This window comes from Roseateles sp. FW301-B2 (assembly GCF_058788955.1).
In genome coordinates, this window is record NZ_JBYTBE010000052.1 from 13,888 (window position 1) to 27,901 (window position 14,014).

Annotated in this window: 14 protein-coding genes; 4 read left to right on the forward strand and 10 right to left on the reverse strand. The window is 69.4% G+C overall.

The annotated features are described in order from the left end of the window. The first annotated feature begins 23 nt into the window (after window positions 1–23). Window positions 24–509, forward strand: a complete 486-nt coding sequence (locus AC3WQY_RS23405) for an Lrp/AsnC family transcriptional regulator (protein ID WP_492710968.1) — start codon at window positions 24–26, stop codon at window positions 507–509. Here AC3WQY_RS23405 and xerD read toward each other — a convergent pair whose 3' ends face one another. After that, window positions 510–1,415 (reverse strand): site-specific tyrosine recombinase XerD, encoded by a 906-nt coding sequence (gene xerD / locus AC3WQY_RS23410; RefSeq protein WP_492710970.1) that lies wholly within the window; start codon window positions 1,413–1,415, stop codon window positions 510–512. Continuing rightward, complete coding sequence (locus tag AC3WQY_RS23415) at window positions 1,408–2,388, reverse strand: tripartite tricarboxylate transporter substrate binding protein BugE (RefSeq protein WP_492710972.1); 981 nt, start codon at window positions 2,386–2,388, stop codon at window positions 1,408–1,410. The genes xerD and AC3WQY_RS23415 overlap by 8 nt, the downstream gene beginning before the upstream one ends. Before the next feature lie 134 nt (window positions 2,389–2,522). On the opposite strand from AC3WQY_RS23415, the gene AC3WQY_RS23420 reads away from it, so the two are divergent. Beyond that, complete coding sequence (locus tag AC3WQY_RS23420) at window positions 2,523–3,419, forward strand: AEC family transporter (protein ID WP_492710973.1); 897 nt, start codon at window positions 2,523–2,525, stop codon at window positions 3,417–3,419. On the opposite strand, the gene queG is transcribed toward AC3WQY_RS23420, so the two are convergent. Next, a complete protein-coding gene (queG, locus tag AC3WQY_RS23425) occupies window positions 3,413–4,471 on the reverse strand; it encodes a tRNA epoxyqueuosine(34) reductase QueG (protein ID WP_492710988.1) in 1,059 nt (352 codons plus the stop codon). The two genes, AC3WQY_RS23420 and queG, sit on opposite strands and share 7 nt — an antisense overlap. A gap of 51 nt (window positions 4,472–4,522) precedes the next feature. On the opposite strand from queG, the gene tsaE reads away from it, so the two are divergent. After that, window positions 4,523–5,026, forward strand: coding sequence for a tRNA (adenosine(37)-N6)-threonylcarbamoyltransferase complex ATPase subunit type 1 TsaE (gene tsaE / locus AC3WQY_RS23430; RefSeq protein ID WP_492710989.1), 504 nt, complete (start codon window positions 4,523–4,525; stop codon window positions 5,024–5,026). Continuing rightward, window positions 5,023–6,414 carry an N-acetylmuramoyl-L-alanine amidase gene (locus AC3WQY_RS23435; protein ID WP_492710974.1) on the forward strand — a complete coding sequence of 464 codons (1,392 nt, stop codon included), beginning with the start codon at window positions 5,023–5,025 and terminating at the stop codon, window positions 6,412–6,414. The genes tsaE and AC3WQY_RS23435 overlap by 4 nt, the downstream gene beginning before the upstream one ends. A gap of 10 nt (window positions 6,415–6,424) precedes the next feature. Here AC3WQY_RS23435 and AC3WQY_RS23440 read toward each other — a convergent pair whose 3' ends face one another. The 7 genes from AC3WQY_RS23440 to AC3WQY_RS23470 all read right to left on the reverse strand — a co-directional run bounded on the left by AC3WQY_RS23440 (window position 6,425) and on the right by AC3WQY_RS23470 (window position 13,838). Next, window positions 6,425–6,637, reverse strand: a complete 213-nt coding sequence (locus tag AC3WQY_RS23440) for a YbdD/YjiX family protein (protein ID WP_492710976.1) — start codon at window positions 6,635–6,637, stop codon at window positions 6,425–6,427. Next, window positions 6,630–8,708 (reverse strand): carbon starvation CstA family protein, encoded by a 2,079-nt coding sequence (locus tag AC3WQY_RS23445; RefSeq protein ID WP_492710977.1) that lies wholly within the window; start codon window positions 8,706–8,708, stop codon window positions 6,630–6,632. The genes AC3WQY_RS23440 and AC3WQY_RS23445 overlap by 8 nt, the downstream gene beginning before the upstream one ends. 127 nt (window positions 8,709–8,835) lie before the next feature. Beyond that, on the reverse strand, window positions 8,836–9,468 hold the full coding sequence (locus AC3WQY_RS23450) for a response regulator transcription factor (RefSeq protein WP_492710979.1): 633 nt from the start codon (window positions 9,466–9,468) through the stop codon (window positions 8,836–8,838). Next, complete coding sequence (locus tag AC3WQY_RS23455; protein ID WP_492710981.1) at window positions 9,465–10,838, reverse strand: cache domain-containing protein; 1,374 nt, start codon at window positions 10,836–10,838, stop codon at window positions 9,465–9,467. Before AC3WQY_RS23455 ends, AC3WQY_RS23450 begins: the two co-directional genes overlap by 4 nt. Before the next feature lie 6 nt (window positions 10,839–10,844). Beyond that, on the reverse strand, window positions 10,845–11,489 hold the full coding sequence (locus AC3WQY_RS23460; RefSeq protein ID WP_492710983.1) for a DedA family protein: 645 nt from the start codon (window positions 11,487–11,489) through the stop codon (window positions 10,845–10,847). A 9-nt stretch (window positions 11,490–11,498) separates the two neighbouring features. Beyond that, entirely contained in the window at window positions 11,499–12,953 is a 1,455-nt protein-coding gene (locus AC3WQY_RS23465) for a serine/threonine-protein kinase (RefSeq protein ID WP_492710984.1), read from the reverse strand. Window positions 12,954–12,965: 12 nt separating this feature from the next. Continuing rightward, on the reverse strand, window positions 12,966–13,838 hold the full coding sequence (locus AC3WQY_RS23470; RefSeq protein ID WP_492710985.1) for a c-type heme family protein: 873 nt from the start codon (window positions 13,836–13,838) through the stop codon (window positions 12,966–12,968). Window positions 13,839–14,014: the final 176 nt, after the last annotated feature.

The following is a 14,014-nucleotide window of genomic DNA, read 5'->3' on the forward strand; positions in this document are numbered from 1 at the left end:
GTCAGCCCTTAGACTGCGCTTCTATGCCAGCCGCCACCCCTGCCCCGCCCACCCTGGACGCCATCGACAGCAAGATCCTCGAGATCCTGCAGCGCGATGGCCGCATCTCGAATGTGGACCTGGCGGCGCAGATCCGTCTCTCGCCGCCGCAATGCTTTCGTCGCGTGCGCGCGCTGGAGGAGCGCGGCGTGCTGCAGGGCTACCGCGCCCTGGTGGCGCCAGCCAGCCTGGGCCTGGGGGTGACCGCCTTCGTCAGCCTCAACATCGAGGCCCAGGCCTTTGCGCGGGTGCGCGAGCTGGAGGCCTTGCTGCGCGACTTCCCGCAGATTCTGGAGTGCCACACCGTCTCGGGCGATTGCGACTACCTGCTCAAGGTGGTGGCCAGCGATCTCAAGGCGCTCTCGCAATTCCTCACCGACAAGCTGATGCAGCTGGAGGGCGTGGCCGATGTGCGCTCGATGATCTGCCTGGAGGAGATCAAGCCGCCCTCGGCGCTCCCCGTGCGCTAACTAGCCTCTGGGATGGTGCGCCGCATGCAGGCTTTTGAGCCGCTCGCGCGCCACATGGGTGTAGATCTGGGTGGTGGAAAGGTCGGCGTGCCCCAGCAGCAGCTGCACCGCACGCAGATCGGCGCCGTGGTTGAGCAGATGGGTGGCGAAGGCGTGGCGCAGGGTATGCGGCGAGATCGGCGCCAGGATTCCGGCCTCGACGGCGTATTTCTTCACCAGTTTCCAGAACATCTGCCGGCTCATGCCCTCGCCCTGCACGGTCACGAAAAGCGCCTCGCTGCGCCGCCCCTGCAGCAGCTCGGCGCGCGCCTCCTGCAGATAGCGCAGCAGCCAGCCATGGGCCTCCTCGCCAAAGGGCACGAGGCGCTCCTTGCTGCCCTTGCCGGTGATGCGCAGCGCCGCCTCCTTCATGCCCACATGCACGCTCTTGAGGGTCACCAGCTCGCTCACGCGCAGGCCGCTGGCATACATCAGCTCCAGCATGGCGCGGTCACGCAGGCCCAGCGGCTCGCCGACGTTCGGCGCCGACAGCAGGGCCTCGATCTGGCCCTCGCCAAGCGTCTTGGGCACGCGCAGCGGCTGGCGGGCGTTCTGCAGGCGCAGGGTCGGGTCTTGCGTGCAGCGCTGTTCGCGCAGCGCCCAGCGGAAATAGCGCTTGAACACCGAGAGCCGCCGGTTCGCGCTGGTGGCGCGGCTGGCCTCGTGGCGCGCGCTGGCATAGCCCAGCAGGTCCAGCTCGCGGGCCTCGTCCAGCGCGCGGCCGGGCTCGCGCGCCAGCCAGTCGGCCAGCAGCAGCAGATCGCGCTTGTAGGCCTCCAGGGTGTTGCGCGCCAGCCCGTCCTCGATCCAGAGGGCTTCGACAAAAGCGTCTATGCCCTGCCGGCTGCGCTCGCGTGCGTCAGTCAAGCTTCAACTTCTGCGACTCGACGACCTTCTTGTAGACCTCGTACTCGGCCCTGATCTGGGCGCCGAACTGCTCGGGCGTGTTGGCCACGATCAGCGAGCCGGTGTCCTCGATGCGCTTCTTCACATCCGGCAGCTCCAGCGTCTTCTTGACCGCGCCGTAGACCTTGTCCACCACCTCCTTGGACAAGCCCTTGGGCCCGTAGATGCCGTAGTACGCCATGCGGTTGACCGGATCCAGCCCGACCTCCTTGAAGGTGGGCACATTGGGCAGCTGCGTCAGGCGCTGCGGCGCCGCCACCACGATGGGGATCAGGCGCCCGTCCTTGATGAAGGGCAGCGCCGAGGGCAGGTTGTCGAAAATCATCGGCACCTGGCCAGCCACCGTGTCGTTCAGCGCCGGGCCGGCGCCGCGGTAGGGGATGTGCAGCACGAACACGCCCGCCAGGTTCTTGTAAAGCTCCATCTGCAGATGGCCGATGCCGCCGGTGCCGGAGCTGGCGAAGCTGTACTTGCCCGGGTTCTTCTTGAGCTCGGCGACAAAGCCCTTGTAGTCGCGCGCCGGGAAGCTCGGGTGCACCGCGATCACATTGGGCGTGGCCGCCACATTGGTGATGGGGGTGAAGTCGGTGAGCGGGTTGTAGGGAATCTTGGGGTCGATGGCGGGGTTGGCCGCGGTGGTCGAGACCGTCGCCATGCCCAGGGAATAGCCGTCCGGCGCGGCCTTGGCGGTTTCGTTGGCACCCACCTTGCCGCCGCCGCCGGCCTTGTTCTCCACCACCACGGTCTGGCCCAGCGCCAGGTGCAGCTTCTCGGCCACCACGCGGGCCACGATGTCGGTGGTGCCGCCGGGTGCAAAAGGCACCACCAGCCGGATCGGCTTGTTGGGATAGCCCTGCGCATGCGAAAGGGTCGGGGTCAGCAGGGTGCTGGCGGCCAGGGCCACGCTGGCTTGTAGGCAATGACGGCGCTTCATCGTGAGGTTTTCCTTATCGTAGTCTTGGTGGATGTCTCCTGCCGCGATGCTAGGCGGCCCGGTCGCAAGCCATGCTAGCGGAATTACGTAGCCTCACGCATGGGGCGCGCCCGGCCCGCAGGCACACTGGGCGCATGACGGACCTGCTGTTGCTGCTGCCTGACTTTCTGCTGATCCTGACGGGCTTTGCCCTGTGCCGCGCCACCAGCCTGGATCGCCCGGTCTGGGAGGCGGCCGAGAAGCTGGTGTACTACCTGCTGTTCCCGGTGCTGCTGTTCAACTCGATCTCGCGCAGCGTGCTGCAGCCGGCCGCCACCCTGCACCTGGCCCTGGGCGGCTTGGGCGTTGTGGGCAGCGGCGTGCTCTTGGCCTATGCGCTACGCCTGTGGCCCGGGGTGGATGCGCAGACCCATGCCTCGGGCGCCCAGGTGGGCTTTCGCTTCAACAGCTTCATCGCGCTGGCCCTGGCCGAGCGCCTGCAAGGCGCGCAGGGCGTGGCCTGGGTGGCGCTGCTGATCGCCATCTGCGTGCCGCTGGCCAATGTGGCCGCGGTCTGGCCGCTGGCGCGCCATGGCGGGCACGGCTATTTGCGCGAACTGGGGCGCAACCCGCTCATCCTCGCCACCGTCGCCGGCCTGCTGGCCAATCTGCTGGGCCTGCGCCTGCCCGAGGCGGCTGCCATCAGCCTGCAGAAGATCGGCCTGGCCGCCCTGCCGCTGGGCCTGATGGCGGTGGGCGCCGGCCTGCGCCTGGGCGCCTTGAAGGACTCGCCCAAGCTGGCCGCCGCGCTGCTGGCGATACGCCACGCCGCCCTGCCCCTGCTGGCCTTTGCCTTCGCCTGGGCGCTGGCGTTGGCGCCGGGCCAGCGCAGCATCCTGGTGGCCTTTGCCGCCCTGCCCACCGCGTCCAGCGCCTATGTGCTGGCGGCGCGCATGGGCGGCCACGCCTCCTTCGTCGCCGGGCTGGTGACGGTCTCCACCCTGCTGGGCATGCTGACCGTGCCGATGTGGCTGATGCTCTTGCGCTACTGAGCCAGCGCCCAGGCGATGTGCTCGGCCAGCAGCTCGCCGGCCTGCGGCAGTCGCTTCTGCAGCGCGGCGCGCAGCGCGGCCTCATCCGCCGTGGCCAGGTCCTTTCGCCTGAGCGCATTGCCCATCGCCACCGCCAGGTTGCGCTGCCAGCGCGCGTGGCCGATGCGGCGTATCGCCGAGCCCTCGGTGAGGCGCAGGAACTCGGCTTCGCTCCAGCCCCACAGCTGCAGCAGGGTGGGCGCCTCGAAGGGGCCGCGGGTGTCGAAATCCGCCAAGGCGTGGCGCTGCGCGAACTTGTTCCAGGGGCAGACGAGCTGGCAGTCGTCGCAGCCATAGATGCGGTTGCCCAGCAGCGGCCGCAGCTCCAGCGGGATCGGCTCGTCCGACTCGATCGTCAGGTAGGAGATGCAGCGCCGCGCATCCACCTGGTAGGGCGCGACGATGGCGCGGGTCGGGCAGACGTCGATGCAGGCCGTGCATTGCCCGCAATGGCCGCTGACCGCCTCGCTCAGCGGCAGCGGCAGGTCCACCATGATCTCGCCCAGGAAGAACATCGAGCCGGCCTCGCGGTGCAGGGTCAGGCTGTGCTTGCCGCGCCAGCCGATGCCGGAGCGGCTGGCCAGCTCCACCTCCAGCACCGGGGCCGAATCGGTGAAGACGCGGTAGCCCAGCGGCCCCACCAGCGCCTCCAGCCGGCTGGCGAGCTGCTGCAGGCGCTGGCGCAGCACCTTGTGATAGTCGCGGCCGCGGGCATAGAGCGAGACCTGGGCGGCCAGCGGCTCGGCCAGGCGCTGCCATTCGATCGCCTGCCAGTCACCCGGCAGCCGCTGGGGCAGATAGTCCATGCGCGCGGTCAGCACGCGCACCGTGCCCGGCACCAGCTCGGCCGGCCGGGCGCGCTTGAGGCCATGGCTGGCCATGTAATGCATGCTGCCGTGAAAGCCCGCCGCCAGCCAGGCCAGCAAGCCGGGCTCGGCGCTGCTGAGGTCGATATCGGCCACGCCAATCTGTGAGAATCCCAGCTCAAGCGCCCAGGCCTGCAGTTGCGCCATCAACGCCTGGGCATCGATCTCGGTTTGTTTTTCTTCAGTTCGCGGAGCGTGCTGCATTTGGCCATTCTAGAAACCCGCCTGTTCCACTGGCCCGACGAGTCGGCCTGCGAGCGCTTTGCGCAAGCCCTCGCGCAGGCCTTGACCCATGCTCCTGGCCCGATGCATGCCAGCATCGAGCTGCATGGCACCCTGGGCGCCGGCAAGACCAGCCTGGTGCGCCATCTCCTGCGCGCGCTCGGCGTGACGGGCCGCATCAAGAGCCCCAGCTATGCGGTGCTGGAGAGCTACCAGCTGCCGGCCGGCGAGGTCAGCCATTTCGATTTCTACCGCTTCAACGATCCGCGCGAGTGGGAGGACGCGGGCTTCCGCGAGATCTTCACCGCGCCCGGCCTGAAGCTGAGCGAATGGCCCGAGAAGGCGGCCGGCATGCTGCCCGCGCCCACGCTGGCGATCCACCTCGAGGCGCAGGACGACCAGAGCCGCCGCGTGCGCGTCGAGGCCTGCACGCCCGAGGGTCAGGTCTTGCTGGACGGGCTGAAAGGGCTGAGCGCATGAGCCGCCGCCACGCCCTGCGCGCCATGGGCAGCCTGGCGCTGCTGCTGCAGGCCCCGCAGCTGCGCGCCGCGAGTTCGCCGGGCAGCGCCAACATCGTGGCGGTGCGCGTCTGGCCGGCGGCCGACTACACGCGCGTCACGCTGGAGTCCGACAAGCCGCTCGCCGCCAAGCATTTCCTGGCCGCCAACCCGGACCGGCTGGTGATCGACATCGACGGTCTGGAGCTCAGCCCCGGCCTGCGCGAGCTGCTGGGCAAGGTGAAGGCCGACGACCCCTACATCGCCGGTGTGCGCGTGGGCCAGAACCAGCCGCGCGTGGTGCGCATCGTGCTGGACCTCAAGCAGGGCGTGGCGCCGCAGCTGTTCTCGATCGCGCCGGTGGCGGCCTACAAGCACCGCCTGGTGTTCGACCTCTACCCGCTGCAGGAGCGCGACCCGCTGCTGGCGCTGATACGCGAGAAGGAAAACGCGGAGAAGGCGGCGGCGCAGTCGGTGCAGGATGCGCTGGGCGAGCTGATCGGCCGCATCGACCGGCCCGAGCTGCCCAGGCCGCCGGCCTCGGCGCCGCTGGTGGCCCCGCCCGCGGCATCGGCGCCCGCCAGCGCGGCCGAGCTGCAGACCCCGGCACCGGCGCCAGCGCCGGCGCCCATCGTCGGCGCGCAGCAGAAGATCGACCGCCTGATCGTGATCGCGCTGGACCCCGGCCATGGCGGCGAGGACCCCGGCGCCGTCGGCCCCTCGGGCCTGAAGGAAAAGGACGTGGTGCTGACGATCGGCCTGCAGCTGCGCGAGCGCCTCAACGCCAACCCCAATATCCGCGTGATGATGACGCGCGATGCCGATTTCTTCGTGCCTCTGCACGAGCGCGTGCGCAAGGCGCGGCGCGTGAATGCCGACCTGTTCGTCTCCATCCACGCCGATGCCTTCTTCACGCCGCAGGCCAAGGGCGCCTCGGTGTTCGTGCTCAGCACCAATGGCGCCAGCAGTTCGGCGGCGCGCTGGATGGCCGACCGCGAGAATGCCGCCGACCTGGTGGGCGGCGTCAACAACCTGGCGGTGAAGGATGCCACCGTGCTGCGCACCCTGCTGGACATGAGCACCACGGCGCAGATCAAGGACAGCCTCAAGCTCGGCTCCGAGGTGCTGGGCCAGATCGGCCGTGTCGGCAATCTGCACAAGCGCCAGGTCGAGCAGGCCGGCTTTGCGGTGCTGAAGGCGCCCGACATGCCCTCCATCCTGGTGGAGACGGCCTTCATCTCCAACCCGGACGAGGAAAGCCGGCTGCGCGATCCCGACTACCAGGCCAAGCTGGTGCAGGCCCTGGCCACCGGCATCGCGCGCTACTTTGCCAAGAACCCGCCCCTGGCGCGGCACCGGCCGCTGTCCTGAGCCGGGCGGCTCAGCAGCAACGGCTCATGCGGCCCGTGCCGACGCCGTAGCGGGCGTCCTGGCGTTCGCGGAAGAAGGCCTCGTAGCTCATCGGCGCCTGCTCCGGGTGGGTGGCCTTCATATGGGCCACGTAGGCGCCGTAGTCCGGCTGGCCCACCATCAGGCGCAGGCTTTGCGCGAAGTAGCGGCCCGCGCGGCCGGCCGCCTCAACGACCTCAATCACCGCCGGCTCCCGCCGCAGCGGCAAAAGGTACGAAGGCCGCTTCCTGCACCGTCGGGCGGCGCTCGGCGCGCGCGGCCAGGATGGACTTGATGCTGTAGACCAGCACGCTCAGCACCACGAAGATGAAGAGCCCGCACAGCACGGCGTCGAGGCGGTCGTTGAAGACCACGCGTTCCATCGCCGCCAGCGACTTGGCCGGCGCCAGCAGCTTGCCCTCGGCCACCGCGCCCGCGTACTTGTCGGCATGGGCCAGGAAGCCCACCTTGGGGTCGGCCGAGAACATCTTCAGCCAGCCGGCGGTGAGCGTGCACACCAGCAGCCAGGCGGCCGGCAGCGCCGTCACCCAGGCGTAGCGGTCCTTCTTCATCTTGAACAGCACCACCGTGCCCAGCATCAGCGCGACGGCGGCCAGCATCTGGTTGGAGATGCCGAACAGCGGCCACAGGGTGTTGATGCCGCCCAGCGGATCGACCACGCCCTGGTAGAGGAAGTAGCCCCAGGCGGCCACGCACAGGCCGGTGGCGATCAGGTTGGCGGGCAGCGAATCGGTGCGCTTGAGCGCGGGCACGAAACTGCCCAGCAGGTCCTGCAGCATGAAGCGTCCGGCGCGCGTGCCGGCGTCCACCGCGGTGAGGATGAAGAGCGCCTCGAACAGGATGGCGAAGTGGTACCAGAAGGCCATCATGGCCTTGCCGCCCACCACCTGGTGCAGGATATGGGCCATGCCCACCGCCAGCGTGGGCGCACCGCCGGCGCGCGCCAGGATGGTCTTCTCGCCCACATCGGCGGCGGTCTGGGTGAGCATCTCGGGCGTGACCACGAAGCCCCAGGTCGAGAGCGTCTGCGCCACCGCGTCGACATTGCTGCCCACCAGGGCGGCCGGGCTGTTCATCGCGAAGTAGACGCCCGGCTGGATGCAGGAGGCCGCCACCAGGGCCATCACCGCGACGAAGGACTCGGCCAGCATGCCGCCATAGCCGATGAAGCGGGCGTGCGTCTCGTTCTCCAGCATCTTGGGCGTGGTGCCCGAGGAGATCAGCGCATGGAAGCCCGACACCGCGCCGCAGGCGATGGTGATGAAGAGGAAGGGGAAGAGATTGCCCGACCAGACCGGGCCGTTGCCCGCCGCGAACTGGGTGAAGGCCGGCATCTGCAGCGGCGGCGCCACGATCACGATGCCGATCGCCAGCGCCACGATGGTGCCGATCTTCAGGAAGGTGCTGAGGTAGTCGCGCGGCGCCAGCAGCAGCCACACCGGGATCGAGGCGGCCACGAAGCCGTAGCCGATCAGCATCCAGGTCAGGGCCTTGGCGTCATAGGTGAAGAGTGGTGCCAGCGTGGCACTCTCATGCACCCATTGGCCGCCGATGATGGACAGCATCAGCAGCACGAAGCCGATGATGGAGACCTCGCCGATGCGGCCCGGGCGGATGTAGCGCAGGTAGACACCCATGAACAGCGCCACCGGGATGGTGGCGGCCACGGTGAAGGTGCCCCAGGGCGAATCGGCCAGGGCCTTCACCACGATCAGGGCCAGCACCGCCAGGATGATGATCATGATCATGAAGGCGCCGAACAGGGCGATCAGGCCCGGCACGGTGCCCATCTCCTGCTTGATCAGGTCGCCCAGCGAGCGGCCGTCGCGGCGCGTGGAGATGAAGAGCACGATGAAGTCCTGCACCGCGCCGGCGAACACCACGCCGGCCAGCAGCCACAGCAGACCCGGCAGATAGCCCATCTGCGCGGCCAGCACCGGGCCCACCAGCGGGCCGGCGCCGGCAATCGCGGCGAAGTGGTGGCCGTAGAGCACGTATTTGTGCGTGGGCACATAGTCCAGGCCGTCGTTGTGGCGCCAAGCGGGGGTCTGGCGCTGTGCGTCCAAGCCCAGCACCTTGGTGGCGAGGAAGAGGCTGTAGTAGCGGTAGGCGATCAGGTAGACGCACACCGCGGCCACCACCACCCAGAGGGCACTGACCGCCTCGCCGCGGGCCAGGGCCACATAGGCGAGCGAGAGCGCTCCGACAATCGCCACACCCGCCCAGGCGAGGTGGCTACGCAGCTTCGAGATCATGATGGGAGTCTCCTGTTGGGGGCGGCCCATGAGCATCCGGATGCCGCCTCCCCATCAGTGTGCGAAATGCACCGCGACGGCGCATCGGTCAAGCTACGCGTGGCCCCCGCGTGGGACCACCTAAGGGTCAACCCGTGGTTTTCGAGTGTTCCACCGCGTACTTGATCAGCTCGGCTTGGCCGTCCAGCCCCAGCTTGCGCTTGATGCTCTGGCGATGCGCCTCGACGGTGCGCACGCTCAGGTCCAGGCTGCGCGCGATCTGCTTGCTGGACTCGCCGCGGCCCAGCGCCGAGAGGATCTCGCTCTCGCGCGGCGAGAGCATGGGGCGCGGCTGCTGCGCGCGGAACAGGCGCTGCGAGATGCCGGTGCTGAGATAGGTGCCACCGGCCGCCACCGCCTCGATGGCGGCAACGATCTCGCTGGCCGGCGCATCCTTCAGCACATAGCCGCGCGCACCCGCCTGCAGGGCGCGTTGCACATACTCGGGGTTGTCATACATGCTGAACATCAGCACGCGCAGGCCCGGGTGGCTCTGGCCCAGCTGCTCGGCCAGGGCGATGCCATTCGTGCCCTTGAGCCCCACGTCCATCAGCAGCACATCGGGCCGGCATTGCCCCAGCACCTGCACCGCCTGCTCGGCCGAACCGGCTTCGCCCACCACACGGAACTGCGGCACCGACTGCAGGCGCGCCACCAGGCCCTCGCGCACCATCGGGTGATCGTCGACCAGCATGATGTGGATGAGGGGCGGGCTGCTCATGGATGGGCCAGTTTAGCCAGGGCCGCCGCCGGCACGCGGGCTTCCAGCTGGGTGCCATGGCCCAGGCTGGCGTGCAGCTCCAGCCGGCCGCCGATCGAGACCAGGCGTTCGCGCATGCTGCGCAGGCCCAGGCCCAGCTCGGGGTGGGCCTGCACCGCCTCCACATCGAAGCCGCGGCCATCGTCGGCCACCGTCAGGCAGACGGCGCCCGTGGGCTCGAAGGCCAGGGTCAGCGCCACCCGCCCGGCCTGCGCATGCTTGGCGGCATTGGTGAGCGCCTCCTGGCCGACGCGGAACAGCACCGTCTTCACCACCTCGGGCAGCTCGCGCGCCTCGCCCTGCAGCACGAAGTCATGCGGCGTGGGGCCGGCCTCGTCGAACTCGTGCGCCAGGTGCTGCAGCGCGGCCGGCAGGCCCAGGGTGTCCAGCAGGGCCGGGCGCAGCCGGTGCGAGATGCGCCGCACCTCGGTGAGGCTGCTGTTGAGCCGGGCCAGCGCCTGGCCGAGCGGGCGCGCGGCAGCGCCCTCGCCCACCCGTTCGGCGGCCGATTCGATCAGCAGCTTGGTCGACACCAGGGTCTGGCTCACGCCGTCGTGCAGCTCGCGCGCCAGATGCGCGCGCTCGTCCTCCTGCGAGGCCACCACCTGGCGCGCCAGCAGGCGCAGCTTGGTCTCGGCGCTGCGGTGTTCGCTGAGGTTGAGCGCCAGCGCACTGGCGCTGATGAGGGCCACGCCGAACACCGCGATGCCGGCGATCCACAGCAAGGTGGTGGCGATATTGCGGCTGGCCGAGCGGTCCAGCTCGGCCATGGTGGATTCGATGCCGTCCAGGTAGAGGCCCGTGCCCAGCATCCAGCCCCAGCGCTCCAGCTGCACCACATAGCCCAGCTTGGCGGCCATCTGCTCGCTGGAGGGCTTGCGCCAGAGGTACTCGACATAGCCGCCACCGGCCTTGGCCTGGGCGATCAGTGCCTGGATGGTGAGCTGGCCGCGCGGGTCGCGCAGGCCCCAGAGGTTCTTGCCCAGCAGCTCGGGCTGGCGCGAATGCATCAGCACCGTGCCGCTGAGGTCGTAGACGAAGAAATAGCCGTCCGGGCCATAGTCCAGCGAGGACAGCAGGGCCAGGGCGCGCGCGCGCGTCGCCGCCTCGCCCTGCTGGGGGCCCGTGTAGAGCGGCTGCACCGTGCTCACCGCCAGGTCCACATAGTGGCGCAGCTCGGTGCGGCGCGCGTCCATATAGGTGGCGCGCACCAGCTCGCGTTCGCGCGCGGCCAGCTCGCGCTCCTGGTGGCGCACGGCCAGGGCGATCAGCAACAGCGAGACCACCAGCGGCAGCAGCGCCAGCAGGATGAGCTTGCCGCGCAGCTGCATGGTGGTTCAGGCCGGGGCGCGGCGCCGCGCCTTCCAGGCGCCGAAGATCGCGATCAGGCCCGGGATGCCGATCAGCGCCCAGATGATCTTCTCGAGGTTGTGCTGCACCCAGGGCACGTTGCCGAAGGCATAACCCATGCTCATCACGCCCACCACCCAGAGCAGGCCGCCGCTGACGTCGTAGAGCGTGAACTTGCGGCGCGTCATCTGCGCCACGCCGGCCACGAAGGGCGCAAAGGTGCGCACGAAGGGCATGAAGCGCGCGATCACGATGGTGATGCCGCCCCAGCGCTCGTAGAACTCATGCGCCTGGTTGAAGGCGCGCTTGTTGAAGAAGCGCGAGTCCTCCCACTGGAACACCTTGGGGCCGAAGTAGCGGCCGATGGTGTAGTTGGTCTGGTTGCCGGCGATGGCCGCCAGCGTCATCAGGCTCATCGCCACCGGCAGCTCCAGCAGGCCGGTGCCGCACATCGCTCCGACGATGAAGAGCAGCGAGTCGCCGGGCAGGAAGGGCATCACCACCAGGCCGGTCTCCACAAAGATGATCAGGAACAGCAGCGCATAGATCCAGTTGCCGTAGGCGGCCACGAACTGGTTCAGATAGCGGTCGACGTGGATGATGAAGTCGATGACGAGGGCGAGGTATTCCATGGGCGCGCATTATGGGGGCGCCGCGCGCGGCGCCTGCAGCGCCTGCCTGAGCTGCTGCGCATCGAGCTCCGGGCATTCGGCCAGCAGGCCCTCGATGAACTGCTCGGCGCTGCCGGCGCGCGCCGCCGCCCGCTTCACCAGCACTTTCGCGATCGGGCCCAGCTCGTGGCTCAGCACCGCCAGGGCATGGCTCTTGAGGGCCTCGTCCAAGGCCTGGCCGCTGGCGGCCAGCGCGGCGAGGCTGGCGTCGCGCGGCGGCGCGACGATGCCGGTGCTGCCCATGGGCGCGAGCTGGCTGCCCTCGGTGCTTTCCTGCAGGAAGCGCTGGCGCGCCTCGGCATCGGCGATATGGGCCGCCACCGCCGAGGCCAGGCTCTGCAGGTCGTGGCATTGGCGCGCGGCCTCGCGCACCATCAACCTGGCCATCGGCCCCACGTGGCTGGCCAGCGAGCGCTCGATGCGGCTCAGCGAGGGGCCGTCCCAGTGGCTGGCCCAGCTGCCATGCCCCTGGCTGGACGGCGCACCGGCCGACGCCGTGGCCGGCCGCGTGGTCGGATAGGTGGTCGCGGCCATCACCAGGGTCTTGGCCCATTGGTCGAGGGCGCCGATCTCGGCGTCGCCATGCAGCGCCGGGTCCAGCATCGAGGCCACGCCCGCCAGCATGCTGCGGAACTCCGCGGCACTGCCGAAGCGCTGCTCGGGCCGCTTGGCCATGGCGCGCTCGACCACGCTGTCGAAGAGCGCCGGCCGTGCCGCCAGCGCCACCTGGCTGGGCGGCGCCGCGGCCTCGTTGAGCACCTTATACATGACCTGCTGGGCATTGCCGTTGAAGGGCAGCACGCCGGCCAGCAGGCGGTACAGCAGCACGCCGGCGGCGAACAGGTCGGCGCGCTGGTCCACGCCCTCGCCCAGGTACTGCTCGGGCGCCATATAGCCGGGCGTGCCGATCACCGACGAGACCCGCGTCAGGCCCAGGTTCTCGATGCGGGCGATGCCGAAGTCGGTCAGCTTGAGCTGGCCGCTCACACCCAGCAGCAGGTTGGAGGGCTTGATGTCGCGGTGCCAGACGCCCTGGCGGTGCGCATGCTCCAGCGCATCGAGCAGCTGGTCCATCAGGTGCAGCAGCGCCGGCAGGCCCAGCATGGGCGTGGCCATCAGCACCTGCTGCAGCGTGCTGCCCTCGACGAACTCCATCACGATGTAGGCGCTGTCCGCGTCCTCGCCGAACTCATGGATGGCCACCACGCCCGGGTGGGCGATGCGGCCCACCGCCTGGGCCTCGTTGCGAAAGCGCGCCACCGCCATGGTGCTGCCCTGGTCGCCGTCCAGCAGGCTTTTCAGGATGGTCTTGATGGCCACGGCGCGCTGGATATGCGGGTCGAAGCCCTTGTAGACCACGCCCATGGCGCCACGCCCCAGCACGCCGGAAATGCGGTATTTGCCGATGTAGGCGGGCTGGTCCATGGCGGCGCCGGCTCACACGTCCAGCATCTTCATCGCATGGCTCAGGCTCTTGCGCATGCGGCCGAAGGACTGGGCCAGCACGCCCACCTCGTCGCGGCTGCGCGTCTCGAACTCGGGCGCCGTCAGCTCGCCCAGGCTGACGCGGTCGGCCAGCGCGGCGAGCTGGCGCACCGGCCGTATCACCAGCATCCAGAGCATGAAGTTGAGCGCCGCGCCGATCAGCACGAACACCCCGGCCAGCGCGCCCATCACCACCTTGAGCGCCTCGTGCGCGCGCTGCAGCGGCACCGTCATGGGCACCGACACCAGCTGCGCGCCCAGGGTGTCGCCCATCTTCCAGCCAAAGCCGTTCGAGGGGCCGTAGCGTGCCACCAGCGTGGCCGGTGCGGCCGCGGGCGTGCTGTGGCAGGCCAGGCAGACCGGGTTGCTGATGCGGATCGGGCGCGCCACATAGAGCGAGGGGCCGGTGGGCGTGTCGCGCTTGCCCACCAGCTCCTGCAACTCGGTGTTGCGGCTGAACTGCGCGATCACGTCCTCTTCCCAATCCACCGCGCGGTCGCGCGGATTGGTGGGGTTGAGCATGGCCGACTTGAAACGGTACTCGGGGTAGTGCTTCTGCAGCGTGGCCTGCACCTCGGCGGCCGAGTAGGCCGGCACCGACTGCGGCAGGAAGGCATCGGCCATCTGCGCCGCCAGCAGCGGCCTGATCTGCTCGGCCGTGTAGGCGCTCACGGCGCTGGCGTTCTGCATCAGCAGCTTGGCACTCTCGGCCACCTCGGCGGCAGCGGCCTTTTGCAGCAAACCGCGCGCCACCAGCGCCGATCCCGCCAGGCCCAGCACGAAGATGAGCAGAAAGATCAGGTTGAACTTGAGCAGCAGTTTCATGGTCTGGCGCCCGAATGTGCAGGTGCACGAGCATAGCCCTCCCTGCCCCCGGCCTTGTACCCACTTCAGGGGCAAGAGGCTGTGAAGCAATGGCTTGCGCCCGCGTGAGGCCCCCAAAGGGGTCCAATCTAGGCGCCGACGCGCAGTCGTGCTGTGCGCCCGACAAGCGTTGGCAA